Source organism: Simplicispira sp. 125 (assembly GCF_003096555.1).
Classification (GTDB): Bacteria; Pseudomonadota; Gammaproteobacteria; order Burkholderiales; family Burkholderiaceae_C; genus Simplicispira.
The window spans coordinates 2,364,580-2,390,611 of sequence record NZ_QEKM01000001.1; the positions used below are offsets into that span (position 1 = coordinate 2,364,580).

At 60.2% G+C, this 26,032-nt stretch carries 26 protein-coding genes; 21 read left to right on the plus strand and 5 right to left on the minus strand.

All coding sequences use genetic code 11. The features are described from left to right. Positions 1-100: 100 nt before the first annotated feature. The 5 genes from C8D04_RS11105 (at position 101) to C8D04_RS11125 (ending at position 5,218) form a co-directional block, all read left to right on the plus strand. Positions 101-1,306, plus strand: coding sequence for a flagellin (locus tag C8D04_RS11105; RefSeq protein WP_116004902.1), 1,206 nt, complete (start codon positions 101-103; stop codon positions 1,304-1,306). A 192-nt stretch (positions 1,307-1,498) separates the two neighbouring features. Continuing rightward, a complete protein-coding gene (locus C8D04_RS11110; RefSeq protein WP_133243632.1) occupies positions 1,499-2,674 on the plus strand; it encodes an ATP-grasp domain-containing protein in 1,176 nt (391 codons plus the stop codon). Positions 2,675-2,704: 30 nt separating this feature from the next. After that, entirely contained in the window at positions 2,705-3,487 is a 783-nt protein-coding gene (locus tag C8D04_RS11115; protein ID WP_116004904.1) for a TylF/MycF/NovP-related O-methyltransferase, read from the plus strand. Positions 3,488-3,494: 7 nt separating this feature from the next. Next, positions 3,495-3,959 (plus strand): adenylyltransferase/cytidyltransferase family protein, encoded by a 465-nt coding sequence (locus C8D04_RS11120; protein ID WP_116004905.1) that lies wholly within the window; start codon positions 3,495-3,497, stop codon positions 3,957-3,959. Between the two features lie 2 nt (positions 3,960-3,961). After that, on the plus strand, positions 3,962-5,218 hold the full coding sequence (locus tag C8D04_RS11125; protein ID WP_116004906.1) for a CDP-glycerol glycerophosphotransferase family protein: 1,257 nt from the start codon (positions 3,962-3,964) through the stop codon (positions 5,216-5,218). 62 nt (positions 5,219-5,280) lie between these two features. On the opposite strand, the gene C8D04_RS11130 is transcribed toward C8D04_RS11125, so the two are convergent. Next, positions 5,281-6,411 (minus strand): DegT/DnrJ/EryC1/StrS family aminotransferase, encoded by a 1,131-nt coding sequence (locus C8D04_RS11130; protein ID WP_116004907.1) that lies wholly within the window; start codon positions 6,409-6,411, stop codon positions 5,281-5,283. Next, on the minus strand, positions 6,408-9,356 hold the full coding sequence (locus C8D04_RS11135) for a tetratricopeptide repeat protein (protein WP_116004908.1): 2,949 nt from the start codon (positions 9,354-9,356) through the stop codon (positions 6,408-6,410). The genes C8D04_RS11130 and C8D04_RS11135 overlap by 4 nt, the downstream gene beginning before the upstream one ends. 260 nt (positions 9,357-9,616) lie before the next feature. Here C8D04_RS11135 and motA point away from each other — a divergent pair, with 260 nt between their 5' ends. The 9 genes from motA (at position 9,617) to C8D04_RS11180 (ending at position 18,882) form a co-directional block, all read left to right on the plus strand. Beyond that, positions 9,617-10,477 carry a flagellar motor stator protein MotA gene (gene motA, locus C8D04_RS11140; protein ID WP_116004909.1) on the plus strand — a complete coding sequence of 287 codons (861 nt, stop codon included), beginning with the start codon at positions 9,617-9,619 and terminating at the stop codon, positions 10,475-10,477. 12 nt (positions 10,478-10,489) lie between these two features. Continuing rightward, positions 10,490-11,428: a flagellar motor protein MotB gene (gene motB / locus C8D04_RS11145; protein WP_116004910.1), complete on the plus strand. Its 939-nt coding sequence runs from the start codon at positions 10,490-10,492 to the stop codon at positions 11,426-11,428. Positions 11,429-11,494: 66 nt separating this feature from the next. Continuing rightward, positions 11,495-11,881, plus strand: a complete 387-nt coding sequence (gene cheY / locus C8D04_RS11150; RefSeq protein WP_116004911.1) for a chemotaxis response regulator CheY — start codon at positions 11,495-11,497, stop codon at positions 11,879-11,881. A gap of 5 nt (positions 11,882-11,886) precedes the next feature. After that, positions 11,887-12,522 carry a protein phosphatase CheZ gene (locus C8D04_RS11155; protein ID WP_116004912.1) on the plus strand — a complete coding sequence of 212 codons (636 nt, stop codon included), beginning with the start codon at positions 11,887-11,889 and terminating at the stop codon, positions 12,520-12,522. A gap of 135 nt (positions 12,523-12,657) precedes the next feature. Then, positions 12,658-13,809: an EscU/YscU/HrcU family type III secretion system export apparatus switch protein gene (locus C8D04_RS11160; protein ID WP_116004913.1), complete on the plus strand. Its 1,152-nt coding sequence runs from the start codon at positions 12,658-12,660 to the stop codon at positions 13,807-13,809. After that, positions 13,806-15,887 (plus strand): flagellar biosynthesis protein FlhA, encoded by a 2,082-nt coding sequence (gene flhA / locus C8D04_RS11165; RefSeq protein WP_116004914.1) that lies wholly within the window; start codon positions 13,806-13,808, stop codon positions 15,885-15,887. The genes C8D04_RS11160 and flhA overlap by 4 nt, the downstream gene beginning before the upstream one ends. Then, positions 15,884-17,365, plus strand: coding sequence for a flagellar biosynthesis protein FlhF (gene flhF, locus C8D04_RS11170; RefSeq protein ID WP_116004915.1), 1,482 nt, complete (start codon positions 15,884-15,886; stop codon positions 17,363-17,365). Before flhA ends, flhF begins: the two co-directional genes overlap by 4 nt. Next, positions 17,358-18,161, plus strand: a complete 804-nt coding sequence (locus C8D04_RS11175; protein ID WP_116004916.1) for a hypothetical protein — start codon at positions 17,358-17,360, stop codon at positions 18,159-18,161. The genes flhF and C8D04_RS11175 overlap by 8 nt, the downstream gene beginning before the upstream one ends. A 1-nt stretch (position 18,162) precedes the next feature. Continuing rightward, the gene (locus tag C8D04_RS11180; RefSeq protein WP_255415513.1) at positions 18,163-18,882 is read left to right on the plus strand and encodes an RNA polymerase sigma factor FliA; all 720 of its coding nucleotides are present in this window, start codon (positions 18,163-18,165) and stop codon (positions 18,880-18,882) included. 38 nt (positions 18,883-18,920) lie between these two features. Here C8D04_RS11180 and C8D04_RS11185 read toward each other — a convergent pair whose 3' ends face one another. The 3 genes from C8D04_RS11185 to flgA form a co-directional block, all read right to left on the minus strand. Further along, entirely contained in the window at positions 18,921-19,277 is a 357-nt protein-coding gene (locus tag C8D04_RS11185; RefSeq protein ID WP_116004917.1) for a hypothetical protein, read from the minus strand. Between the two features lie 73 nt (positions 19,278-19,350). Next, entirely contained in the window at positions 19,351-19,677 is a 327-nt protein-coding gene (flgM, locus tag C8D04_RS11190; protein WP_116004918.1) for a flagellar biosynthesis anti-sigma factor FlgM, read from the minus strand. A gap of 92 nt (positions 19,678-19,769) precedes the next feature. Then, positions 19,770-20,480, minus strand: coding sequence for a flagellar basal body P-ring formation chaperone FlgA (flgA, locus tag C8D04_RS11195; protein ID WP_116004919.1), 711 nt, complete (start codon positions 20,478-20,480; stop codon positions 19,770-19,772). Between the two features lie 206 nt (positions 20,481-20,686). Between flgA and flgB the strand changes: the two genes are divergently transcribed. The 7 genes from flgB to C8D04_RS11230 all read left to right on the plus strand — a co-directional run bounded on the left by flgB (position 20,687) and on the right by C8D04_RS11230 (position 25,911). Next, the gene (gene flgB / locus C8D04_RS11200; RefSeq protein ID WP_116004920.1) at positions 20,687-21,121 is read left to right on the plus strand and encodes a flagellar basal body rod protein FlgB; all 435 of its coding nucleotides are present in this window, start codon (positions 20,687-20,689) and stop codon (positions 21,119-21,121) included. A gap of 25 nt (positions 21,122-21,146) precedes the next feature. After that, positions 21,147-21,551: a flagellar basal body rod protein FlgC gene (gene flgC / locus C8D04_RS11205; RefSeq protein WP_116004921.1), complete on the plus strand. Its 405-nt coding sequence runs from the start codon at positions 21,147-21,149 to the stop codon at positions 21,549-21,551. An 18-nt stretch (positions 21,552-21,569) separates the two neighbouring features. Then, positions 21,570-22,229 (plus strand): flagellar hook capping FlgD N-terminal domain-containing protein, encoded by a 660-nt coding sequence (locus C8D04_RS11210; RefSeq protein ID WP_116004922.1) that lies wholly within the window; start codon positions 21,570-21,572, stop codon positions 22,227-22,229. 32 nt (positions 22,230-22,261) lie between these two features. Next, on the plus strand, positions 22,262-23,545 hold the full coding sequence (flgE, locus tag C8D04_RS11215; protein WP_116004923.1) for a flagellar hook protein FlgE: 1,284 nt from the start codon (positions 22,262-22,264) through the stop codon (positions 23,543-23,545). Positions 23,546-23,573: 28 nt separating this feature from the next. Beyond that, positions 23,574-24,314 (plus strand): flagellar basal-body rod protein FlgF, encoded by a 741-nt coding sequence (gene flgF, locus C8D04_RS11220; RefSeq protein WP_116004924.1) that lies wholly within the window; start codon positions 23,574-23,576, stop codon positions 24,312-24,314. An 85-nt stretch (positions 24,315-24,399) separates the two neighbouring features. Continuing rightward, positions 24,400-25,182 (plus strand): flagellar basal-body rod protein FlgG, encoded by a 783-nt coding sequence (flgG, locus tag C8D04_RS11225; protein WP_116004925.1) that lies wholly within the window; start codon positions 24,400-24,402, stop codon positions 25,180-25,182. A gap of 24 nt (positions 25,183-25,206) precedes the next feature. Next, entirely contained in the window at positions 25,207-25,911 is a 705-nt protein-coding gene (locus C8D04_RS11230) for a flagellar basal body L-ring protein FlgH (protein ID WP_199562996.1), read from the plus strand. Positions 25,912-26,032 lie beyond the last annotated feature (121 nt).

The following is a 26,032-nucleotide window of genomic DNA, read 5'->3' on the forward strand; positions in this document are numbered from 1 at the left end:
CGTATCTCCAAAATGGAGCCACGGTGAAAACCAGAGTCAGCCTTGGCGCTGGCATTACCTCCGGTGGATAAGCCGGTTCTTTAGCCCCAAGGAGCTTTTCATGGCTGCAACCATCAACACCAATATTGCCTCGCTCAATGCCCAGCGCAATCTGGGCCTCTCGGCCAGTTCACTGGCCACTTCCATGCAACGCCTGTCTTCGGGTCTGCGGGTCAACAGCGCCAAGGACGACGCGGCTGGCCTGGCCATTTCCGAGCGCATGAACACCCAGGTCAAGGGGCTTACCGTGGCGGCGCGCAATGCCAACGACGGTATCTCGCTGGCACAGGTAGCCGAGGGCTCATTGGGCAAAGTGGGCGACATGCTGCAGCGCATGCGCGAACTGGCTGTGCAATCGAGCAACGCTACCAATAGCAAGTCCGACCGTGAAGCGCTGCAGGCCGAAGTAGCCCAATTGCGCGATGAAATTGACCGTGTGGCCAAGCAAACCACGTTCAACGGCACCAAGATTTTGGATGGAAGCTTCTCGGGCGCAGTGTTCCAGGTGGGCGCCAACTCCGGAGACAATATCACCGTAGGCGCGCTGACAAACACCACGGCCAAGGGACTTGCCAGCGTGAACTACGGCATTTCGTCCATCACCGGGATCGCAGCCAATGCGGTGACCGCAGCAGGTCTCATTGCCAGCACCAGCTCCCTGTCAATCACTGTGGACGGCGTCACCTCCGACCTGGGCAAACTGGCCAAGGCCAGCTCCATGCAAGAGCGCATGGGCCAGGTCGTCGAGGCAATCAACCGCAAATCCTCGGATACCGGTATCACCGCTTACTTGGCGGGCGATTCCGTCAAAGGATTTACCGTTGAAATGCGCTCGGGCATGGTGGACGCCACGGGCAATGCCATCACCACCATTACCCTCTCCGGTTTCAGTGTCTCCACCACAGGTTTTGCCAGCGTTGCGATCGCCGCCGCTACCGGAACTGGGGTGACAGGCGTAGACACAGTGGACGTATCCACACAGCCCAATGCCTGGGTGGCACTCAAGAAGATCGACAGCGCTATCGACCAGGTGAACTCATCCCGAGCGTCCTTGGGCGCGCTGCAAAGCCGCTTTGAAAGCTCAGTGGCCAACATCGATATCATGGTGGAGAACGTAGCGGCGTCGCGAGGCCGCATCGTAGACGCCGATTTCGCCAAGGAAACGGCCAACCTCTCGAGGACTCAGATACTGCAGCAGGCCGGCACTGCCATGGTGGCGCAAGCGAACCAGTTGCCGCAGCAGGTGCTCCAGTTGCTGAAGGGGTGAGCCGCGGTCAGGAATCTCTTCCTGCTGACCGGGGTCATACAGAATACCTAGTCTTATTGACTGCCAGTTCCACGCTCGTCCATGCCCTCACCTCACCGCATCTTGGTTTTTCCTTGTGGCTCTGAGATTGGGCTGGAGATTCACCGCTCCCTCCGCTACTCCACCCATTTCCAGTTAATTGGTGCATCCAGCGTGGACGATCATGGACGTTTCGTCTTTGACGACTACATTGGTGATCTGCCCATGCACGATGCCCCAGCCTTTGCAGACCAGCTGGAAAAAATCGTGGTGGAACATCAAATAGACGCCATTTACCCCACGATGGACGCTGTCGCCGAAACTCTGGTGAGTTTAGGGAGCAGGCTTGATTGCCGAGTGATTGGCAGCAACCTGCGCGCCACGTCCCTGTGTGCATCCAAGAACGCCACCTACGATTTGCTGCAAGGCAGCATTCCGCTGCCCCAACGCTATACCTCGCCTGAGTTAGCCACCCAGTACCCGCTCTTCATCAAGCCCGACCGAGGCTATGGCGCGCGTAATAGCCAATGGGCCCGCACACCGACGGCAGCAAACGAATTCCTCTCGCGTCATTCTGGACAAGCAATGCTTTTGCTGGAATACCTGCCCGGCAAAGAGTGGACCGTGGATTGTTTTTCCGACCGGCACGGTATTCTGAGATTTCACGCGGCACGCGGGCGTGACCGCATCAGCAATGGCATCAGTGTGCGCACTGCCCCGAGCAACGATTTCACGGCTGCTTTTGCCGACTGGGCCCAACGCATCCACGATGCCATCCTGCCGCGCGGAGCCTGGTTCTTCCAAGCCCGCGAGGACGCCAGCGGCCAACCCCGCCTGCTGGAGGTTGCCTCCCGCCTGGGAGGGTCCTCCGGCTTGTTCCGGTGCATGGGCGTGAACTTCGCACTGCTCAGCGCCTTCGACGCCTTTGACCAAGACGTGCACATCGCGCCCAATCACTACCAGATCACGCTGGACCGAGCGCTGGACAATCGCTACCGCATCGACGGCCTGCACTACACCCATGTATACGTGGATCTGGACGACTGTCTGTTGCTGCGCGGGGCCATCAACCACCAACTGGTGGGTTTTCTGTACAAGACGATCTCCGAAGGCAAGGGCGTCACACTGCTCACACGCCACGCACGGTCGCTCACGTCCACCCTGCGCAAGCTCCGCATAGAAGCGCTGTTTGACCGGGTTATCCACCTGACCGGTGGCGAGCAAAAGTCCGACCATATAGACCACACGGCGGCCATCTTCATCGACGACTCCTTTGCCGAGCGGCAAGACGTGGCCGAGCACCTGAATATCCCCGTCTTCGCCCCCGACATGGTCGAAGCGCTGTTGTGAAGCAAGTATTCCAAGGAGAGCAAGAAAACCATGAACCAGACACCCGCCGCAGCAGACGCCACCAAGAAGCACCTCGTATCCTTTCGCACAGATAAAACGCTCTCGTCCCTGAACGAGCTGCTCGCCACCACGCAGGCGCTCCTGCCGCACTTCGGTGAGCACGGCTGGAACCGGCACAGCCTGGTGACAGCCAACGTCACCGTGCTTTCACGCCTTTTGTACCTTAACGACCTGTACCAGAAGATCATCGACGTGCCCGGCGTCGTGTGCGAGTTCGGCGTACAGTGGGGTGCCACGCTCACGCAGCTCATCAACCTGCGTAGCATCTACGAACCGTTCAACCACAGCCGCACCATCCACGGCTTCGACACCTTTGGCGGCTTCCCCTCGGTGCATGAAAAGGATGGAGGGCACTACCAGCCCGGCGACCTGGCCACGCAGGCCAACTACGAGGAAACGCTCGAGCGCATTCTCACGCTGATCGAGTCCTTCCCGCCGCTGTCGCACCTCAAGAAGTTCGAACTGGTCAAAGGCGACGCTTCGGTCACCATCGATCACTGGCTGGACGAGAACCCGCATGCAATCGTGTCGCTGGCGATCTTCGACATGGATCTGTACGAGCCCACGCTCAAGGTGCTGCAAAAGCTGATCCCACGGCTCACGCGCGGCTCAGTGATCGCCTTCGATGAGCTTAACTGCAAGTTCTTTCCCGGCGAGACGCAGGCACTAAACGAGGTCATGGGCCTGAACAACCTGCGCCTGCGCCGCAGCCCGCTGCACCCATACTGCGCCTGGGCCGTGTACGGCGAGTAGGTTTGCCATGGCAGCCCGCACCGTACTGACCTACGGCACCTTCGACCTGTTCCACGTCGGCCACCTGAACCTGCTGCGGCGCCTGCGCGCACTGGGCGACCGACTCATCGTCGGCGTCTCCACGGACGAGTTCAACGCGCTTAAGGGCAAAAAAACCATCATTGGCTTCGAAGACCGCATCGAGATCGTACGCAGCCTCCAGTGCGTGGATCTGGCTGTCCCGGAAGAGAACTGGGCACAGAAGGCAGACGACATCCGCCGCCACGGCGTGCAGGTCTTCGGCATGGGCAGCGACTGGGAGGGGCGCTTCGACGAGCTGAAGGCGCATTGCGAAGTGATCTACCTCCCGCGCACCGAAGGCGTCTCCAGTACCCAGATCAAGAAGACCCTGCAAGTACTGGATCGCAGCCACGTACAAGAACTCAAACATGCGCTGGACTTGATCGCGTCCATCGTCGATCGCTTCGAATAAATATGCGCCAGAGCGTCTTTCGCCTATTGCATCCCCTGTGGCGACTCTACGACGCTCTGGTGCCCAAGCGCGCGGACCACTGGGCATTTGCCACGCACCACCTACACACGGGCCGCTTCATCGAGAACCAGCGCGCGATGTTCGAGCACATCAAGGCCGACCCCAGCATCCGCAAGATCGTCTTCTACCGGGGTCAGCGCGAGGACTTCCAGATCGAGGATGCCGTCAACTACGAGATCGTGGAGCACGGCACGCTGCGCAGCCTACACCTGCTGGCACGCTGCCAGGTGGTTTTTCTGACCCATTCAATCTCCATGGATTTCTCGTTGCGCTGGGGCGCCAAGGCCTTCGCGGTGCTCAAGCTCACACTGCGTCGGCGCGTGGTAGTCAACTTGTGGCACGGCATTCCACTCAAGCGCTTGCTCTATGCTGCCAACGAGGGCACCCACCAGCACACCGAGCGCGTGCCGTACCGTCGCCAGGAGCGACTGGGCTATGCGGGCCTGATCGCATCGTCCGACGTGGACAGCTATGCGATGGCCGCGATGTTCTACCCGCTGAACTACCGACAGATATGGCTAACGGGCCTGCCGCGCAACGATTTCCTGAGTTGCGAAGCCAGTCGGCTGCCAAGCTATATCCGTGACTCACTGGATCGCATACGCACCCTCCAGTGCGGGCGGCGGCTGGTGGTGTATGCACCCACCTACCGGCAGACAGCGGTCAGCGCCAGCGCCCGCTACTACCAGTTCACGCCGCACGAGATCGACGCACTCAAGACCGTGCTGCGCCGACATGGCGCGGTGCTGGGCTACCGGCCGCACTACTTCAAAAACAGTACCGAGTATTTCAATCTTGACCAGTATCTCGATGGCGACGAGCTTATTGACCTGTCGCAGACTGCAGTACCCGAGTTCTCAGCCGTGGCGCGTGAGTGTGCCGTACTGGTCACAGACTACTCCAGCGTCTACATCGAGACGCTGTACCTGGGCAAACCCGCCGTATGCTTTGCCTACGATCTGGAAAATTACCGGACCGAGCAGGACGGCCTGCTCTACGACATGGACCTGGCCTTCCCAGGCCCGGTGTGCCAGGACTTTGACACGGTACTGCGGGAACTGGACGCGCTGCTGGGCGATAACGCCCCGGTCGTGGGCGAGCGCATGGCCACGGCGCAGAAGCTGTTCTTCGCCCACCGCGACCACGAGAATGCGCGGCGCGTATATGACAGGGTGCGCCAGGCGCAGGCAAAAATCTAATTCAAATCGACCTCTAACGCTCTCCCATCAAGCGCATGTAGCTATTGTTTTCGAATCATCCCCTACCAAGGACGGCTGATCAAGCCGATCACCTTGTCCACCACGTCCATCTCCAGATCCGGATAGATCGGCAAGCACAACACCTGGGCGGCGGCCTGTCGTGCCACGGGCAGATTTTCGGCGTTGGCCGAGGGGAGCGCCTTGTACATGGGGAATTCGCTGATGAGCGGATGAAAGTAGCGCCGCGCGTAAATGCCGCGCTCCTTGAGCATCTGGTACAGGTGGTCACGCGCCAGCGGGTAGACTGGTTCGATGAGGATGGGGAAATAGGCGAAGTTGGCCCGCGTCTCGCCAGCATCGGCCAGGCAGCGCACGCCCTGCACCTGCGCGAGGCCTTCGCGGTAGCGCGAGTCGATGGCCTGGCGCTTTTGCAGCGCCACATCGATGTGGCGCAACTGCACCAGCCCCAGTGCCGCGTTGAACTCGCTCATCTTGCCGTTGATGCCGGGGGCGACGACGGTCTCCTCATCGACGAAGCCGAAGTTCTTGAGATGGTCGATGCGCCGCTTGGTCTTGGCATCGGGCGAGATGATGGCGCCCCCCTCGAAGGTGTTGAACACTTTGGTTGCATGAAAGCTCAGCACTGACAGATCACCGTGGGCCAGCACGCTGTGCCCCTGCCACTGCACGCCAAAAGCATGGGCCGCGTCGTAGATCACCTTGAGCCCGTAGTTGTCGGCGATCGCCTCGATGCGGTCCACGTCGCAGGGGTGGCCGTAGCAGTGCACAGGCATGATGGCCGTGGTCTGCGGAGTGATGGCCGCCTCGATCTTGGCGGGGTCAAGGTTAAGCGTGCCGGGGTGGATATCAGCAAACACCGGTTTGATGCCGTTCCACAGCAGCGAGTGCGCCGTTGCGACGAAGGAATATGGCGTGGTGATCACCTCACCCGTGATGCGCAGCGCCTGCAGCGCCGTCACCAGGGCAATGGTGCCGTTGGTGAACAGCGAGATGTAGGGTACGCCCAAGTACTCGCACAAAGCACTTTCAAGCTGCTGGTGGAACGGGCCATTGTTCGCCAGCTTGCGGCTGCTCCAAATCTGCTCCAAGTAGGGCAGAAATTCCTCCAGCGGCGGCAGGCTGGGCTGGGTGACATATACCATGGGCGCGGCTGGCGGGATACCGGTGTTCATGCTTGTTTCTCCATCAGGGGCGGCAGTCGCTCGATGCCAATGTCTTCGTACTCCACACGCAGGCGCTCGGTTGCCTGCCCGGCGCACCAGCGCCGCCACATCACGCGCAATGCCTGCGACAAGCCGGCGACGACAACATCCAGGTGTGTTGCATGCGTTTGCAGCAAATACCCGCGCAGGCGGCTGCGTATTTCCTGCAACTGGTCGGCATGCTGCGCCCATTGTTGGCTTTGCTCGAGCATCCCGTCCACGCTGGTGGAAACAACTCCACACTCTAGCCCCACTCGGCGCAGGAACATGGCCGACTGGCGGCTGGGGTAGGTGTCGCCCGCCACGGTCAGCGTAGGCACTCCCATCCACAGCGCATGGTTGGTGGTTGTGCCGCCCGTGTAAGGAAAAGTGTCGAGGCAGATATCCACCTCGCGGTGCAAGTTCAAGTAGTTGTAGAAGCTGGTGCGCGGATGAAAGGACAGTCTGTCGGCTCCGATGCCCTCCTGCACAAACCATTCCAGCATCTGGGGAGGACATCCTGCACCCGTCATGCCAGCCATCAACAATTTCGACTCCGGCTGCGCCCGCAGCACGCAGCACCAGGCCGCGATCACCTCGCGATTGATCTTGCTCAGGCGGTTGAACGACCCGAAGGTCAGATAGCCGTTGCGCAACACAGGGGCGTCGTTCACATCAGGCATGGCCTCCAGACCATGAAACGCCGACACGGCGGGCAGCTCGGCCATGTGCTCGACGAACTGGCGCCTGAACGTCTCCGGATCCATGTAAGCATGCTCTACCAGGCGGTAATCAATGCTCCGCACGCCCGTGGTGCCAGGGTAGCCGCCCCAGGTCACTTGCACCGGCGCGGGCTTGTGCCCGAACATGGCAAGACGATTGCCCGCCGTATGCCCGCTCAGGTCGATCAGGATGTCAATGGCGTCTTCTTGGATCTGCGCTACCAAGCTCTCATCCGACAGGCCCACAACAGGGTGCCAGACCGCAAAATGGCGCTCGATGGCCTCCGTGTCCATATCGCGTGCCGCATGGTTGTAGTACGCATGGCAGATGAATTCCGGGCGCTTCCCGAAAGCCTCCATGAAGGGAATGAAGAACTTGGCAACCGCATGCTGCCGAAAATCCGCCGACACAAAACCAATACGCAATGCCCGTTCGGGATTGCGGTCATTGCTATGAGCCGTACACACACGGTTACCCACCCGCTGCGAGATCCTCTCACCAAAAAGCAGGTGCTCGCGTGTCAGCGCCTCCAGGTCCACATCGGTACTGTGGCTCAGTGCATACAGCATGCAGCTACGCGCAAAGTCGAAATCGGGATTCAGCTCTAGCGCCCGCCTGAAGTTGCCCAGGGCTTCATCCACCCGGCCTTGCATGGTGTTGATGACGCCCAGGTTGCTGTGCAACTGCGCGACGTCGGGCAGGACGCTCAGACTGGCCTGCACCTCGCGCGCCGCGCTCGTCAGGTCGCCGCGCTCATACAACGCCTTGCTGAGGTTGATGTGCGCTTCAGCGAAATCGGGTTTGAGAGCGATGGCCTCACGAAAGACCTGCAGCGCCTCGTCCCAGCGCTTTTGCTCCGACAGGTTGGTTCCCACTTCGAAGAGGATCACCACGTCGTCCGGCTGTAGCGCATGACAACGCCGCAGGCAGGTTTCGGCTTCTTTGAGACGCCCCTGGTGCTGCAGCAGGTGCCCCAGGCGGCGCAGCGCCGTGGGGTGGTCAGCCTGCAATTGCAGTGCGCGGCGGAATGCGGTTTCCGCGGCAGACAGCCACCCCATGGCATGCAGCATCTCACCATAGGCCCCTTGCAGATCCGCTGACGCGGGCGAGCTGGTAACCGCTGCCTTGAAGCATTGCAGTGCCTCTACCGTCAAACCCTGCGCGCTCCTGACAATACCCAGATTCTGAAGAACCACAGGATCGCCTGGTGCGGCGGCAAGCGCTTGCAAGTAGCTCTCGGCCGACTCGGCGAGTCTTTCTTGTTTCTTCAGCAAAAAACCCAGATTGCTGTGCGCATCAGCCCACCCGGGAGCCAACTCGCAGGCTCGGCGATACTCGGCTTCGGCTTCGGGCCACTGGTGCATTTCGACCAAGGCATTGGCAAAATTGAAATGCGCCTCGGCATAGCCATCATCGAGCTGCAGAGATTGCTCGAAAGAAGCCCGCGCTTCGTCGAAAAATCCATGAGCCACCAATGTATTGGCGAGATTGCAATGTGCCTCGGCATCCCCCGGCAGCAATTGGGCAGCCCGTCGCTTAGCCACCAAAGCCTCTGGCAAGCGGCCCAGCTGCTGCTCCATCGCTCCCAACAACTTCCACACAGCGCCCGACGCTGGAAAACGGTGTGAAAGGCGTTTGGCAAGCTTCACGCCCGCTGCATAGTCTTTTCGATTGAACAGATCAATGACCGGCTGAAGCTCTCGCGAGGGCGGATCAGATTGCCGATGCAGTGCAGTGGGCGCCTTGCGCACCCCCAAACGCACTGGCACGCCTGCAACAGGCGATGCAACTACCGGCGAAACCACCTGCTCACCGCTTCGCGCCTGCGCAAGGTCGCGCGCGAGTTGCTCGTAGCGGGCATCGTCCAGACCATAGATCTGCGCTAAAGGCAGCACCTGTTGCGCCATGTCGAATGACTCTGCTTTGGTGAGCGCATCGATGTAGCTATACCAAAACTGCGGTTGCTTGGAAGCGGTACTGAGCGCCGCTTCGAAATAGGGCAACGCCTCCTTGGGGCGAAGCAACTGCACCGCCAGCAGCACACCGAGGTTGTGATTAGCGTCGGGATGACCGGGCTCCTCTTGAAGGACGGCTTCGTACAGCGAACGGGCCTCGTCAAACTGCCACCGAGCATGGCACTGCATTGCATCGGCAAGCCACCGGTCCAATGGAGCTTTGGATGCAGGGGCGGGAAGATGATTTTCCTCAAGCATGGAGGGAGCCTTTTGCGGTATCGGTGTCGCCGGACACCCGTAAAACGTACGATGAGCCCCGAGAATAGCTGCACACACTTCGTCGAAGTCTCGGATATGAGTTGTCTTTACCCAGCATTTTGAAACCGCTTAACCAAAACCGCAGAATCACCCACAAACGATCCGATACATTTAAGCTGTTCATCCGTTCGCGGTAGAAGGCATACATATTTAGGTTTGTTTTGGCTTAACGTCATTCCTCTCTCTGTAAAAATAACCCCATGTTTGTCATCATTGGTTACGTCGTCGCCTTCGGCTGCATCTTTGGGATGTACATCCTTCACGGCGGCAACATTGCCGTGATCCTGAAGGCGCTACCGTTCGAGACGGTCACCATTCTGGGGGGCGCCCTCGGCGCTTTCGTGGTCAACAACCAGCCCAAGGTTCTCAAAGCCACCATGGCAGCCATTCCTATGGCCCTCAAAAGCTCCAAGTACACCAAAGCGCGGTACATGGAGCTTATGGCCATGCTTTATGAAATCTTGCAGAAGGCGCGCAAAGAAGGGCTGATGGCCATAGAAAAGGATGTCGAGGCGCCGCACGAGTCCGAGATTTTCAAAAAATACCCCACCGTAGGATCAGATCACCACGTGATTGAATTCACCACCGACTATTTGCGCATGATGGTGTCGGGCAATCTCAATTCACACGAAATTGAAGCCTTGATGGACAGCGAGATCGAAACGCACCACCAAGAGGCCCACGCTCCGGTCGCAGCACTGGCGCGCCTGGCCGGTGCCCTGCCCGCCTTCGGCATCATTGCCGCCGTGCTGGGGGTGGTCAACACCATGGGCTCCGTGGGGCAGCCACCATCGGTGCTGGGCGGCATGATTGGCTCGGCTCTGGTGGGTACCTTCCTGGGTATTTTGCTGGCCTATGGCGTAGTGGAACCTTTAGGCGGCTTGGTCGAGCAAAAGACCGAGGATGCAGCCAAAGAATTGCAGTGCATCAAATCCACCTTGCTGGCCAGCATGCAGGGCTACAACCCTGCCACGGCGATTGAATTCGGCCGTAAAGTGCTTTTCTCAGGCGATCGCCCCAGTTTCACCGAGCTGGAGAGCCATGTGAAGGGCAAAAAATAGGCACGCGCCGCAATGGCAGAAAAGAAACTCCAGCCCATCATCATTAAGCGCATCAAGAAAGGCGGCCATGCCGTGCATGGCGGTGCCTGGAAGATCGCTTACGCCGACTTCGTGACGGCCATGATGGCCTTTTTTCTGCTGATGTGGCTGCTGGGCTCCACCGCCAAGGGAGAACTGCAAGGTATTGCGGATTACTTCAATGCACCTCTGAAGGTGGCTATGGTGGGTGGCGATGGCGCGGGCAACAGCTCCAGCGTCATCCCCGGCGGCGGCAACGACCTGAGCAAGGTGCATGGACAGGTGCGCCGCTCTGACGCCGACACGAAAAAACAACGCCGCATGTCGGCAGAGCAAATGCGTGCCGATATTGCGCGCCAGGACGCAGAGCGCATCAAGGCGCTGCAGGCCAAGATTGACGCCATCATCACCGCCAGTCCGATACTCAACGAATACCGCTCACAGATACGGATGGATGTGACGCCCGATGGCCTGCAGATCCAGATCGTGGACGAGCAAAACCGCCCCATGTTCGACAGCGGCAGCGCACTGGTCAAACCCTATATGCGTGACATTCTGCGCGGTATTGGCACGGCCCTTGCCGGGGTTGAAAACAGCATCAGCCTGTCGGGACACACAGATGCTGTCCCTTACGGCAACAGCGAGCGCGGCTACAGCAACTGGGAGCTCTCAGCCGACCGCGCCAATGCCTCGCGCCGTGAACTGGTGGCGGCCGGCATGCCCGACGCCAAGTTAGCGCGCGTAGTGGGGCTTGCTGCCAGTGACCTGCTCGACACCGAAAACCCGCGCGCACCCGCCAATCGACGCATCACCATCACAGTACTTACCCGCGAAGCACAGGAACGATTGTTGGGAAAAAACATTCCCGGCCTGCCTGCGGCACAATTGCTGGAAGAAAAAAACGAAATGCCCCCGGATGGCGAAGCAAGGTAACAACTTGTCACCTTCGCTCACATCCTTGACAATCAACACTGTAATTTCCGACCGAAAGGGTCCCACGTGGCCACTGCCCTTCGCTTCCTGATCGTTGACGACTTCTCCACGATGCGGCGCATTGTTCGTAACCTGCTCAAGGAAAGCGGGTTTACCGAGGCCGACGAGGCTGAAGACGGCGTCGCTGCCTTGAACAAATTGCGCAACAGCAAGTTTGATTTCGTCGTCACTGACATCAACATGCCGAACATGAACGGATTCCAGCTTCTGGGCGAGATCAAGGCTGACGAAAAGCTCAAGCACCTGCCTGTTCTCATGGTGACAGCCGAAGCACGCAAGGAAGACATCGTTGCCGCAGCCCAGGGCGGCGCCGCAGGCTACATCGTCAAACCCTTCACCAAAGCGACGCTGGAAGAAAAGGTGACTCTCATCATCAAGAAAGCAGGGTTGTAGGCGCCATGGATTCCGACAACCACCTTTCAAAGAGTCCGCCCGCGCCGGATGGCGATGTTCACCTCAAGATCGGTGCATTGACCCGCCAGCTCCATGATGCGCTGAAGGAGCTGGGCTATGCCGATCAATTGCGTGGCACGATGGGCGAGCTGCCCGACGCGCAAAGCCGCTTGTCCTACATTGCCCGCCTCACGGGTGAAGCCGCTGAAAAGGTACTGACCCGCGTCGAGCAGGCAAAAACCCAAAACGATTTTCTGGCCGAACAGTCGCGGCAGACCATTGCGTCCATGGTCAAGGATCCGGTGGCCGCAGTGGCCAAGGGCGAGATCATGAATTTCTTGACCGATGTGGAGCACATCACCAAGATTTCCGATGAACATCTCACGGAAATCATGATGGCCCAGGATTTCCACGATCTGACCGGGCAGGTGATTGCCCGCGTGGTAGCCCTGGCAGCAACCATCGAGCAGCAGCTCGTTCAACTGGTCATACAAACTGCACCCCCCAATGCAGTGCCGCCGCCGACCATCGAGACCACCCACGCACCGCTGTCCGGCCCGGTGGTCGATCCTGGAAAAAGTACCGACGTGGTCACAGACCAGTCCCAGGTGGACGACCTGCTCGCCAGCCTGGGTTTCTGAACACGGGCCATGGTGGCTCTTGCGGCAAAGCCTGCAGTGCCACCATGGCTGAATAAGCGCAGACTGCGCCCGCTTATCGGGCTTTAGATTCCGCCCCCCCTCACGACAATGGCATGACACCCGCGTCATGCCATCATGGAATCCAGTCAAGACCGCAACTTACCCGCCACCGAGCGCAAGCTCCAAAAGGCCCGCACGGACGGCCAGGGAGCACGTTCACGCGACCTGTCGCACCTGGCCATCCTGGGCACGGGTGCGGCGGGCATGCTGGTGTTTGCACAACCCTTGTTTGACCAACTGCTACGCGCCATGGGGCAGCAATTGGTGTTCGACGCCACCACAGTGCACACCCCAGCCTACATGCTCACACGGCTGCAGGGCATGGCATTTGTAGGCATTCTCGCCAGCGCGGCCTTTGCCATCATGACCAGTGCTGCGGCTTTGATCAGTGCGGTTGGAGCAGGGGGCTGGATTTTCAGCCTTAAGCCCATCACGCCGCAATTCAACCGCCTCAATCCTATTTCCGGGGCTGCCAACCTGTTTTCGAAGCAGCAAATGACCAACGTGGCCAAGATGGTGCTCATGACGAGCATCCTCGCGGCTGTCGCCTGGAAGTACCTGGGCAGCAGCATTGACCAGGTCGCCATGCTGGTACTGCAACCCTCGCCTATCGCCATTCGCCATGCGGCCGACTGGCTGACCACAGGCATCGGTTTGCTGCTACTGGTGGTGTTCCTCGCCGCGATCGTCGACGTCCCGCTACAGGCGTTCTTCTTCAAGAGCCGCCTGAAGATGTCGCACCAGGAAGTCAAGCAGGAACACAAGGAGTCGGACGGCAACCCGCAAATCAAAGGCCGCATGCGCCAGCGCCAGCGAGAGATCGCCGACGGCGCCAGTGTCAGTGCCGTACCCAAGGCGGATTTCGTCGTGATGAATCCTACGCACTATGCCGTTGCGCTGCGTTACGACGACACCATGAGTGCACCCCAGGTCATCTCCAAGGGAACCGACCTGATCGCCATGAAGATTCGCGATCTCGCCAAGGCCCATGCCGTACCGGTGCTCCAGTCTCCCATGCTGGCACGGGCCTTATACGCCCACGCCGACCTGGACCAGCCCATCCCGGCCACGCTATACACCGCCGTGGCACAGGTGCTGGCCTATGTCTATCGCCTCAAGGCAGCCCTGCGCGGTGAGGGCCGCATGCCTGATGACCAGCCGGATCCTTACATCCCGCCTGAACTCGATCCGCTGCAGAAAATTCCCCGCAAAGGCAAACAACCATGAACATTTCCATGAATTCAGCCCGGCAGTGGGCTGGAGCCAATGCAGCGGCAGCCCAAGGCTTGTCGGCTCCTTTGCTGGTGGTTGCCATCCTGGCACTGATGGTGCTGCCCATCCCCCCCTGGTTACTGGATACTTTTTTCACCATCAACATTGCGGTGGCTCTGATGGTGATGATGGTGGCGGCCTACATGCTCAAGCCGCTGGACTTTGCGGCATTCCCGTCCGTCCTGTTGCTGACCACTTTGATGCGCTTGTCGCTGAACGTGGCTTCCACCCGCGTGGTGCTTCTGGAAGGCCACACCGGCCCCGGCGCTGCGGGAGCCGTGATCGAGGCCTTTGGGCATTTTCTGATTGGCGGCAACTTTGCCGTGGGTCTGATCGTGTTCGCCATCCTGGTGGTCATCAACTTCATCGTGATCACCAAGGGGGCCGAGCGTATCGCCGAGGTCTCCGCACGCTTCACCCTGGATGCCATGCCCGGCAAACAGATGGCGGTGGATGCCGATCTGAATGCAGGTTTGATCGATGAGGCCGAAGCCAAAAGACGGCGCGCAGAGGTGGGCGAAGAAGCCAATTTTTTCGGCTCCATGGACGGCGCCTCGAAATTTGTCCGCGGAGATGCCGTCGCCGGTATCCTGATCCTGCTGATCAACATCGTGGGCGGCTTTGCCATCGGCATGCTGCAGCACGGGCTCTCGGCAAGCAAGGCTGCCGACACCTATATCCTGATGGCCGTCGGTGACGCGCTGGTGGCACAGATTCCGGGCCTGCTGATCTCGGTGGCCGCAGCCATGGTGATTTCGCGCGTTGGCAAGGACACGGATATGGGGCATCAGATCGTGCACCAGCTGTTCACGTCGCCCCGCGTACTCGGCGTCACTGCAGGAATTCTGATTTTCCTGGGCCTCATCCCCGGCATGCCGCATGTGGTATTTCTCGCCATCGGATCGCTGCTGGGCTACCTGGCATGGTCACTGCTACAGAAGGCAAAGACGCCTCCTCCTGTCGAGGCCCCACCCGCCCCTGCGGGCGATGGCGAAGCCACCTGGGATGACCTGCAACCGGTGGACTTGCTGGGCCTCGAGCTGGGCTATCGCCTGATTGCGCTTGTGGACAAGACGCGCCAGGGCGACTTGCTCACGCGCATCAAGGGAGTACGGCGCAAGTTTGCCCAAGAGGTTGGATTCCTGCCGCCCCCCGTGCATGTGCGCGACAACCTGGAACTCAAGCCCAGCGGCTACCGCATCACCCTGCGTGGCGTGGTCGTGGGTGAGGGCGAGGCATTCCCCGGCATGCACCTGGCCATCAATCCTGGCGGCATCACCACCCCCCTGATCGGTACACCCACCACTGACCCTGCCTTTGGGCTCCCCGCGCACTGGATTGATGAACGCCAGAAAGAAGCGGCGCAAATGGCTGGTTTTACCGTGGTTGATTCGGAAACCGTGATGGCGACGCATTTGTCACACTTGATGCAAGTTCAAGCCGCAAAGCTCCTCAGCCGCACAGAAACACAACAGCTGGTGGAGCATGTGGCCAAGCTGGCCCCCCGACTCATTGAAGAAGTAGTTCCAAAAATGGTTTCGATCGCAACGTTCCAGAAGGTGCTGCAGTTGCTGCTGGAGGAATCCGTGCATATCCGCGACATTCGCACCATCATCGAAACCCTGGCCGAGTTTGCTGGCAGCATCACCGACCCGGTAGAACTGGCACGGCGCGTGCGCATCGCCCTGTCACCAGCCATCGTGCAGCAGATCTATGGCCCCACCCGTGAACTCAATGTCATTGCCATTGAACCTGGCCTGGAACGTCTGTTGGTGCAGGCCCTGGGCAATGCCGCAGGCCCTGCACTTGACCCTGGCGTGGCCGACATTCTGACCCAAAAAGCCGCTGAAGTGGCACTCAAGCAGGAGGAGATGGGGCTTCCCGCCTGCCTGCTGGTGCCTGACCAGATCCGCGGCGCCATCTCCCGCCTGGTGCGCCGTGTAGCGCCTCGCCTACAGGTGCTCGCACACAGCGAGATTCCTGAGACCCACACCATCCGCATTGGCCCCATCCTCAAAGGAGCATCGGCATGAACATCAAACGCTTCCACGCTGCCACGTCCCGTGAAGCTCTGGCGAAAGCCCGCATGGCTTTTGGCGATGGCACGCTGATCCTGTCCAACCGGCCCACCGCCAACGGCGTCGAGGTGGTTGCCACAGCCGAAGACACGTTGGGCAACATTGATCAAGGCAAGGAAAGCCTGCAAATCGAACACCGGCCCGAGGCAATGCCCCCTGCACGGCGCTCACTGCAGGAACGTGCAGCCCTGGAAACTCGAAATCCGGTCAAAGAGGATACCGAGCAGTTGGCGATGAGTACGCTCTCGTTCCAGGACTATGTGCGCGAACGCATGCTGCGTCGCCGCCATGAGGCCCTGCAAGAAGCAAACCCCTTGGCGACAGCTCTGGCAGAGCGCGAACCCGAAACACTCCGTGAGCGCCCTACTCCCGCGCCAGTGGTGCGGCACAACCCCCTGCGACCAATCCACCCTCCCCAAGAGACCACGCCACGCACGGCCCGGCGCGAAAACAGTGTGGCGCCTTTCATGGCTCCGTCCATGGATTCCCAGGGGCTCATGCATGAGCTGCAGTCCATGAAAGATCTGATCGAGGACCGTTTCAATACGCTGTCCTGGCTGGGCCAGGCACGGCAAAACCCGATTCAATCGAACCTCATGCTCAAAATGATCCGCGCAGGCTACTCGCCATCTCTGGCGCGCGCCATTCTGGAGCGCATGCCCGAAGAAATGGATGCCGCCGAATCAGTGCGTTGGCTGATGGAGGTGCTGGAACGCAACCTCAGAACCGACGCAGGCATGCCCCCCCTCTACGAAGAAGGGGGCATCTTCGCGCTGGTGGGCTCCACTGGCGTGGGAAAAACCACCACCACGGCCAAGCTTGCAGCCATGTGTGCCCGCATCCACGGCCCCGGCAGTGTGGGATTGATCACGCTGGATACCTACCGCGTGGGTGCGCACGATCAGCTGCGCAGCTATGGCCGCATGCTCGGCATCGTCGCCCACCTGGCCCATGACCGTGCTGCGCTGCAAGATCTTCTCGGACTCCTCAGTGGCAAAAAAATGGTGCTGATCGACACCACCGGTGTAGCGCCACGAGACCCGCGCAAGCGCGACATGCTGGAAGTATTGAACCTGCCCCAGGTTAACCGCCTGCTGGTGCTCAACGCGGGCTCGCATGGCGACACACTCGACGACACGCTGGGCGCCTTCAAGACCGATGGATCACAGCAGGCCATCCTGTCCAAAGTGGACGAAACCGTGAAATTGGGCCCCGCCATTGATGCATTGATCCGCCACCAGATGATGCTGCGCGGCGTGACCAACGGCCAGCGCGTTCCAGAAGACTGGGAAGCTGCTGATGCACACAAGCTGGTCAGCGCATCCATGCGTGCGTCGGTGCGCTCGGCGTTCGACCCGAAAGCTACGGATTTGAACTTCTTCTTCTCACATTCTCCAGAGAGTTCATACGAAAAGGGGTTGGTCGATGCTTGACGTTGGCTTTCACCAAGGTGCCAGCCTGTACAGCCATGCGCCACAGGATGAATTGCGGCTGATCGCAGTAGCCAGCCCGCAAACGGAGACGCATGGACTGGAGATTCTCTGGCAAGTCTGCCTGCATTTACAGCGGCTGGGCTATCCGGTGGTGGTGCTGGACGGCACGGCCCGGGAAAACGAAGACAGCCCCGGGCTGATCGATCTGCTGGCGAATGCACCCTGGAGCGAAAGCATGCCTCCCGCCCGCCAACGCAATGCCTCGTCGCTGGCCGTGCTGCCTTCCATGCTCGGGCTACAAAGCCTGGCGAACCCGCCTCCGCAACATCAGCACCCGCTACAGGCTTTGCACCCGCTGTTCCGGCGTTATGCGCTGGTCGTTATCCATGCCCCCGTGGGGCTGCTGGCATCACCGCTGCTTGAGGGAACCATGGTCTCCCCTCTGCTACTCATGTCCCCTGGGAAAAAAGGTTCCGTGGACAGCTATCGCCAACTCAAACACCTGGCATTGCACGCGGGCCTGACAGGCACGGTGGCCTGCGTCACTCCCCCAGAGCAACCAGGACAGCATGCACTGACCCGCCAAGCGCTGCTTTCGCTGCGCGACACTGCTGCACGCCACCTGGGCCAAAAGATACGAACGTCACTCATCCAAACCAATAGCGCCCAGGATCTACAGCGGCTGGCCTTGCAACTGCTGGAAAACGCGAGCACCATCAGTGCCTCGGGCTTGGGAACTGCGCTACCATCTGCCGCTGCGGCAGGTTTTTCCTCGCCCATTGTTCAAAGCCATTGAAGTGACATACACCGCCAAGGGCCATCTCGATCGCGACGCGATGATTCGCCAGTACCTTCCGCTGGTTCGTCGATTGGCGCACCATATGATTGCCAAGCTCCCTGCCAATGTAGAGCTGGACGATCTGATCCAGGTAGGAATGATCGGATTGTCTGAGGCACTCACACGCTATGAGGTGGCACAAGGTGTGCAGTTCGAAACTTTTGCCACACAGCGCATCCGCGGCGCCATGCTCGATGAATTGCGTGAGAGCGACTGGATGTCGCGCAGCTCGCGCAAAAGCCAAAAAGATATTGAAAAAGCCCTGCGCCGCCTGGAGCAAAAGCTGGGGCGCAGCCCGCTGGAGTCTGAAATCGCTGCCGAACTGGATATGGCACTGGTCGACTACCAAAGCCTGCTGAGCAAGGTGCGCGGCACCCAACTGGTGTATCTGGAAGACATGTCGCACAGCGAAGATGACGACGGGTTCCTGGAACACCACGATGCCGCAGATCCCGCAGGCGACCCCATGGCCATGCTGCGTAACCAGCGCCTGCGCTCCTCACTGGTCACTGCCATTCAATCATTGCCCGAGCGCGAACAGTACATCATGGGCATGTACTACGAACACGACATGAATCTCAAGGAAATTGCGGCTGTGCTGGGTGTGACCGAATCACGGGTTTGCCAGTTGCACAGCCAGTCGATTGCCCGATTACGCGCAAAAATGCGCAGCCACTGATCTTGCGTCCCAGTATCTCTACCAGCAGGGCGGCACAATCACCCGGCAGACCGGTAAATACGCGCACCTGAAGAGCCGCCCCGACCTGGGCTACCGTAGGTCGACGCATTGTCGACAGGGGGCAAAACCACCGCAAGCTGTTTTTCTACCAGGGCGGCCACGCGGGCCAGTTGGTCTCTCTGCAATGCCAACTCGGCACTTACCTGGCGGATTCTGGGAACCAGTTCAGCAGGCATTTCACCTTGCACACGCTCCATGGCATTGGAAAAATCAACAGCAGCCTGCCGTAGCGAGCTGCTGAATTTCTCCAGTGCCAATGCATCTGTCGACTTGAGTGCAGCCGATGCCTGAGTCAGTTGTTCCTCAACGGCCTCCAAAGCCTGGACAAGAAGCATGGTGTGCGCGCGCCTTTAACGGTCTTTCGAGTAAAAAGTGATCGATTCAGGCGCGACTCAGAATGCTAGACCATCAGCCCTTTGCGCGGGAAAAGAATTCCTGGGAATTCGCCAGCATTTTGTCTGCCACGACTTCGGCATTCACCTTGAAGGAGCCACTCTCGATGGCAGAGCGTACGGCTTTGACCTTACCCGCGTCAAAATCGCCCTGATTGCGACTGGCTTGATCGAGCGACTTGGTTGCCGATGAAAAGGTTACCGGCACACCGGCGGCGGCCACAGCGGACGAAGCGCTTGCAGCCAACCCTCCTGCGGCCTGTGCGGCCGCTTTTGCCTGCTGCTTGGCAGGCGCTGCCTGCGCTAGTGCGCCCGGCAGTTCCGGTTTTTGTCCTATTTTCATCGCTCTCTCCGCTGCCCCTTGAAATATGGGACCAGGTAGCAATGTTTTCGACCTGTCGTGCGCAGACTTTAGCGGTAAATCGCAAAAACAACCTAAAGCTGGACGCCTATCGTCCCGTCATCATTCACAATGCCGGTCACTATCTTCCCATTATCCATTCTAATGCGCACAGTTTGGCCTGCGGCTCCGGCCGTCATTGCCTGCCCTCCCGCACTGATGGCATAGCCCCGTCCTTGGGCCACCACCCTCACCAGAGCACCCGCCTGGAAGATTTGGGGCGCACGCAACATTGGCTGACGCAGGGCTTGGCCTGCCTTCAGGTGGCGCGCAGCGACCTGTCCAACCCATAAGCTGGGCTCGGCAACGATGGAGGCATTTTCCGCCGCCCAATCCACTTCGGTCTCGGTCGCGTCGGCCGCAGTGAGCACTGAGCCCATGGTGACATCACCCGTCAGAACCCAGGCAGGGCCGTAAGCTTTGATCGTCACGGGGAGAAACACATTCCAGCGCACTGCAGCGTCTTGGCACCGCAAACCCAAACGGGTGCGCCCCCACAGACGGGCACCTGCGGGCAGGTAGGGCTCCACACGGGTACATGGCGCTAGACGCAGGCGCTCGTCCAACGCACCCACGCTCACCTCCATGCGCAAGGGCGATTGCGCAGGCATGTTGCGCGCCAGGGCCTCATCCAGCCATTGCTGGGTCATCTGCTCCAGGTTCACCTGCGCTTGAGCAGCACTCGCAGCCACACACAAGACAGCCGCCCCTACGGCGCGCAGTAAATAGGCAAATCGGTATGTCATGGGAGGCCTCCTGGAAATTCGGTGCCCGCAAGCAAGCCACAAGCCATTGAACTATAGGCGGCACACCGCCCGGGGAAACACCGAACTGCACACCAATTCCTCCGTTCTTCCCCCTTTAGAAAAAACGTGGCGTTTCCATAATCAGCCCACGCCAGCAGTCCATTCAGGGCCCTGGCGTTACTGCAACTTACGGTGTGAGGCGCCCCATGCTTGACAAGATGACCAACCAGCTGAATTTCCACAGCAACGCACTGATCCTGCGTGGCGAGCGTCAGCGCATCATTGCCAGCAACATCGCCAACGCTGACACCCCCGGCTATGTCGGCCGCGACATGCATTTCACCGACGCACTGCGCGAAGCGAATGCAGCGGGCAGCCAGTCGCCTGGTGCAGCCAATCCCCAGACAGGCGCCACCAGCCCACGTCACATACCCTTGTCGTCCACCCTGCCCGGCAGCAGCAGCAGCACCGATAACAAGCTGGGCTACACCGTGCAGACACAACCGTCTCTGGACAAAAACACCGTGGACATGGATCGCGAACGTGCCAACTTCACGGACAACGCAGTGCGCTACGAAGCCACACTGCGCTTCCTCAACGGCCAGGCCAAGACCATGCTGAGCGCCATTCAAGGCCAGTGACATTCTTTGAGAAGCGGGTACTGCCATGTCAATGTTCTCCATCTTCAATGTCTCGGGAAGCGCCGTGAGTGCGCAATCCCAGCGCCTGAACACCGTGGCCAGCAACCTGGCCAACGTGGACGCTGTGGCCGGCCCCGACGGTCAGGCTTACAAGGCACGGCAACTGGTTTTTCAGACCACGCCCATGGGGCCCGACAACGCTGCGGGCGTGCGCGTGAGCGCCGTCAAGGAAAGCGAAGTACCAGGCCGCCGCGTGCACGACCCCAGCCATCCGTCCGCGGATGCCGAGGGCTATGTGACGCATTCCAATGTCAACGCGGTGGAGGAAATGGTGAACATGATTTCTGCCTCGCGGTCCTACCAGAACAACATTGAAGTCATGAACACAGCCAAAACGCTGCTGCTCAAGACTTTGCAAATGGGCCAGTAAGCCTGCAGGAGTTTCCCCATGATCACCAGCGCCACCGCCGCCACTTCAGCAACTACCAGCACGAGCACGACCAAAGCCGACGCAGCCTCCGACCCGGCGGCGGCCCAGGACCGCTTTCTCAAGCTGCTCGTAGCCCAGCTGAACAACCAGGACCCGATGAACCCGCTGGACAACGCCCAGATGACATCGCAGATCGCGCAGATCAATACCGTCACCGGTATCCAGCAGTTGAACGAGACCGTCAAGGGCCTGGCAGGCCAGTTCGCAGCCCAGCAACTCATGCAGGGCAGCGCCATGGTCGGTCGCAACGTGCTGATCGCAGACAACACCCTCGCCATGGACACCACCAACCACGTAGGCGGCGGCGCGTTCGACCTGGCAGGTTCTGCCGCCAGCGTGTCTGTGCAGGTGCTCGACGCCAATGAAAAGCTGGTGGGCACCGTGGAACTGGGCGCTCTCAAGGAAGGCCGCTACAACTTCGAATGGGATGCCTCGACATACACCGGCACCAGCCCGCTGCATTTCAAGGTGCTCGCCGCCAACGGCAAGACGGCTGTCGATGCCACCGCACTCTCGGTCGATCAGGTGACTGCGGTCAGCCTGGACAACGGCACGCTGTCCCTGCAACTCTCGCGCGGTGGCAGCACCAATTACAACGCCATCAAGGCCATTCTCTAACCACCCTCACGTCACATTTTCAGGAGCACACCATGGGTTTTCAACAAGGTCTCTCGGGCCTGAACGCTGCCAGCAAGAACCTGGACGTGATCGGCCACAACATCGCCAACACCAACACGGTAGGGTTCAAGGCATCGCGCGCCGAATTTGCAGAAATGGTGGCCTCGGCCATCGGCGCTGCCGGCGGCAGCAATGCCGGCATCGGGGTGGAAGTGTCGGCCGTGGCGCAGCAGTTCGGCCAGGGCAACATCACCATCACCGGCAATACGCTGGACGTGGCCATCAACGGCAGCGGTTTTTTCAAGCTGCAGCAGCCTGACGGTTCTTCCGCCTACACAAGGGCCGGCAACTTCAAGCTCGACAAGATAGGCAACCTGGTGACCAACAATGGCGCCAAGGTCATGGGCTTTCCAATTGATCCGATCACGGGCCTGCGAACCGCCAGCGACCCCTCGCCACTCAGCTTTCCCACGGGCGCGCCCATTCCGGCAAAGCAGACCACCAAGATCGTCGCCGAGTTCAACCTCGACGCCCGCGCCAAGGATGCTGCTGGAGACCCGGCCGCTGTACCGCCCGTAGCCCCCACACCCCGCGCCACTTACGGCACTTCCATCAACGTCTACGACAGCCAGGGCGTTGCCAAGCCGGTGAACCTTTATTTCCAGAAAACCGCCACCGCCAACACCTGGGACGTGTACGACACGCTGGACGACCCCTCGGCCACACCACCCGTGGTGGGCGTTGTGATTGGCCAGATCACGTTCGACAACAACGGCGCCATCACCGGCCCGGCCGCCACGCCCCCCGCCACAGGATTCATCCTGCCTCTGACGGGCATCAATCCCAGTCCGCCCAACCCCAACAATCTCCCGCCCTTTGATGTGGAGATCAGCCTCGATGGCGTGACCCAGTTCGGCAGCAAGTTTTCTGTCTCCGACCTGAGCCAGGACGGCTATGCCTCGGGAACGCTGACGGGCATCAACGTGGAAGCCAGCGGCATGGTCATGGCCCGTTACTCCAACGGCGTGACGCGCGCAGAAGGCCAGGTTGCCCTGGCCAATTTTCGCAACCCGCAAGGCCTTCTTGCCGTTGGCGACAACGCCTGGGTCGAAACATTTGAATCCGGCGCGTCGGTCATCGGCACCCCCACGGACGGCAACTTTGGCGCGCTGCGCTCGGGCGCACTGGAAGACTCAAACGTCGATCTGACCGCCGAGCTGGTCAACATGATGACGGCGCAGCGCACCTACCAGGCCAACGCGCAAACCATCAAAACCCAGGACCAGGTGATGTCCACCCTGGTCAACCTGCGCTAACGCGCCCGCCTGAGACAACGGAGTCACCATGGACCGCATCATCTACACCTCCATGACCGGCGCCAACGCTGCCGCACACCGGCAGGCGGTGCTGTCCAACAACCTGGCCAACATCTCGACCAACGGCTTTCGTGCCGAGATGTCGACCTTTCGCTCCGTACCCCTGCAGGGCGATGGGGCATCCACGCGCGTCTTCGCGCTGGAAGCCACCTCGGGCCACCGGGACACCGCTGGTCCGGTACAGCGCACGGGGCGCAACCTCGATGCCATGGCCGTGGGCAACGCCTGGTTTGCCGTACAGGGCGTCGACGGTACCGAGGCCTACACCCGCAACGGCGGTTTCGAAGTTTCTGCTGCAGGGCAGTTGCTCACGTCCACCGGCTTGCCCGTGCTCTCCGATGGTGGTGCGCCCATCGACATTCCACCGGGCGCAGAGGTTTCGCTGGGTTCTGACGGCACCGTAACGGCCAAATCGGCGGGGCAGCCGGCAGCCGCTGTCGGGCGTCTCAAGCTGGCCACTCCCACGCTGGAAGACCCCCTCAAACGCGGCGACGACGGGCTGTTCCGCGCAGCATCGGGCGACCCGATTCCCAGCGATGCCAACGCACGCATGCTCAGCGGCGCCATTGAAGGCTCCAACGTGAACCCGGTCGAATGCATGGTCGGCATGATTGCCGCGTCACGCCAGTTCGAGCAGCAGATGCGCCTGTTGCAAACCGCCGAAACCAACGATAAATCCGCCAGCCAGCTGCTGGGCATGAACGGCTGAAGAGGCAAACGACAGCGCCCCGAGCGACTTTGGCCACGCCAGTCCCACAGGCACTGAAACATTGATACGACCGAGGTAATCCACCATGATCAACTCCCTTTGGATCGCCAAGACCGGCATGTCTGCCCAGCAGACACAGCTCGACGTCATCTCGCACAACCTGGCCAACGTATCGACCACCGGCTTCAAGCGCAACAACGCCGTGTTCGAAGACCTGATTTACCAGAACCTGCGCCAGGTCGGCTCCAACACCACCGAGCAAAACCAGCTGCCCACCGGCCTGCACCTGGGCCTGGGTGTGCGCACGGTCGCGACCAGCCGTAATTTCACGCAAGGCTCGCTCCAGGAGACCAAGAACAACCTGGACGTCGCCATCAACGGCAACGGCTTCTTCGAGGTCACCATGCCCGACGGCAGCATCGGCTACACACGCGACGGCTCCTTCCAGGTCGATGCCCAAGGCCGCCTGGTCACCTCCAGCGGCCTGCCCGTGGCCAACGGCATCACGATTCCGACGGGCGCCACCAGCGTAAGCATCAGCACGGAAGGCGCGGTATCGGCCATCGTGGGCAACAACCCAGCACCCCAGCCGCTGGGAAACCTGGCGATGTCCAGCTTTATCAATTCAGCGGGCCTGGAGCCCATCGGGCAGAACCTTTTCAAGGAATCGGCCGCCTCGGGCCAGCCCCAGCAGGGAACACCAGGCTCCAACGGATTGGGCTACATCCGCCAGGGTTTTCTGGAAGCATCGAACGTGAATGTGGTGGAAGAACTGGTCACCATGATCCAGACCCAGCGCGCCTACGAGATGAATTCCAAAGCCATCCAGACCTCCGACCAGATGCTGGCCAAGCTCAGCCAGCTCTGATCACAGGATTGGGAGAGCACCACCATGAGAACAATTTCCCCCTCCATGGCCCGTCTGCGCGCAGGCTGCCTGGCCCTGGTGGCCGCACTGGTCTTGCCAGGCTGCGCCAGCCTTTCGCCCACGCCGCCGGTCGATATCCTGCCCACGACACCGCCGCCGCTGGCCGTCGTGCCCCGCACACCACCGCCGGTCACAGGCAGTCTGTACCAGCAGGCCAGCTACCGACCCGCCTTTGAAGACCGGCGCGCTCGCATGGTGGGCGACAACGTCACCATCCAGATCGTGGAAAACGTAACGGCGAGCCAGAAATCCTCGTCCAGCGTAGATCGCAACTCTGAAATTTCTGCCGGTATCAGCGCCCTGCCCTTCGTGAACAAATCCCTCACCGACAAGACCACGCTGGGGGCCAAGTCCGACAATACCTTTGCAGGCAAGGGCGGCACTGAAAGCGCCAATACCTTCTCGGGATCGATTACGGCCACCGTCATCGATGTGCTTCCCAACGGCCACCTGGTGGTGGCCGGAGAAAAGCAGATCGGCGTGAACCAGAACGTGGATGTGCTGCGCTTCTCGGGCACCATCGACCCGCGCGCCTTGCAGCCCGGCAGCATCATCAACTCCACCCAGGTAGCCAACGTGCGCGTGGAATCTCGGGGCCGCGGCGCACAAAGCGAAGCGCAGGTGATGGGCTGGCTAGGCCGGTTCTTCCTCACGATATTGCCGTTCTAAGAAACACACTCCAAAACATCAAAAACAATAGCTGCTACCGCTTACTGTATAAGCGCTAGTGGCTGTTTTTATGTGTTTTTTCTTATCGTGAAGAAGCACCATCTACAAGCCCTTGGCACAG

Coding starts and splice junctions, on each gene's coding strand:
- C8D04_RS11105 (WP_116004902.1), top strand. CDS start 101: ATGGCTGCAACCATCAACACCAATATTGCCTCGCTCAATGCCCAGCGC.
- C8D04_RS11115 (WP_116004904.1), top strand. CDS start 2,705: ATGAACCAGACACCCGCCGCAGCAGACGCCACCAAGAAGCACCTCGTA.
- C8D04_RS11120 (WP_116004905.1), top strand. CDS start 3,495: ATGGCAGCCCGCACCGTACTGACCTACGGCACCTTCGACCTGTTCCAC.
- C8D04_RS11125 (WP_116004906.1), top strand. CDS start 3,962: ATGCGCCAGAGCGTCTTTCGCCTATTGCATCCCCTGTGGCGACTCTAC.
- C8D04_RS11130 (WP_116004907.1), bottom strand. CDS start 6,411: ATGAACACCGGTATCCCGCCAGCCGCGCCCATGGTATATGTCACCCAG.
- C8D04_RS11135 (WP_116004908.1), bottom strand. CDS start 9,356: ATGCTTGAGGAAAATCATCTTCCCGCCCCTGCATCCAAAGCTCCATTG.
- motA (WP_116004909.1), top strand. CDS start 9,617: ATGTTTGTCATCATTGGTTACGTCGTCGCCTTCGGCTGCATCTTTGGG.
- motB (WP_116004910.1), top strand. CDS start 10,490: ATGGCAGAAAAGAAACTCCAGCCCATCATCATTAAGCGCATCAAGAAA.
- C8D04_RS11155 (WP_116004912.1), top strand. CDS start 11,887: ATGGATTCCGACAACCACCTTTCAAAGAGTCCGCCCGCGCCGGATGGC.
- C8D04_RS11160 (WP_116004913.1), top strand. CDS start 12,658: ATGGAATCCAGTCAAGACCGCAACTTACCCGCCACCGAGCGCAAGCTC.
- flhA (WP_116004914.1), top strand. CDS start 13,806: ATGAACATTTCCATGAATTCAGCCCGGCAGTGGGCTGGAGCCAATGCA.
- flhF (WP_116004915.1), top strand. CDS start 15,884: ATGAACATCAAACGCTTCCACGCTGCCACGTCCCGTGAAGCTCTGGCG.
- C8D04_RS11175 (WP_116004916.1), top strand. CDS start 17,358: ATGCTTGACGTTGGCTTTCACCAAGGTGCCAGCCTGTACAGCCATGCG.
- C8D04_RS11185 (WP_116004917.1), bottom strand. CDS start 19,277: ATGCTTCTTGTCCAGGCTTTGGAGGCCGTTGAGGAACAACTGACTCAG.
- flgM (WP_116004918.1), bottom strand. CDS start 19,677: ATGAAAATAGGACAAAAACCGGAACTGCCGGGCGCACTAGCGCAGGCA.
- flgA (WP_116004919.1), bottom strand. CDS start 20,480: ATGACATACCGATTTGCCTATTTACTGCGCGCCGTAGGGGCGGCTGTC.
- flgB (WP_116004920.1), top strand. CDS start 20,687: ATGCTTGACAAGATGACCAACCAGCTGAATTTCCACAGCAACGCACTG.
- flgC (WP_116004921.1), top strand. CDS start 21,147: ATGTCAATGTTCTCCATCTTCAATGTCTCGGGAAGCGCCGTGAGTGCG.
- C8D04_RS11210 (WP_116004922.1), top strand. CDS start 21,570: ATGATCACCAGCGCCACCGCCGCCACTTCAGCAACTACCAGCACGAGC.
- flgE (WP_116004923.1), top strand. CDS start 22,262: ATGGGTTTTCAACAAGGTCTCTCGGGCCTGAACGCTGCCAGCAAGAAC.
- flgF (WP_116004924.1), top strand. CDS start 23,574: ATGGACCGCATCATCTACACCTCCATGACCGGCGCCAACGCTGCCGCA.
- flgG (WP_116004925.1), top strand. CDS start 24,400: ATGATCAACTCCCTTTGGATCGCCAAGACCGGCATGTCTGCCCAGCAG.
- C8D04_RS11230 (WP_199562996.1), top strand. CDS start 25,207: ATGAGAACAATTTCCCCCTCCATGGCCCGTCTGCGCGCAGGCTGCCTG.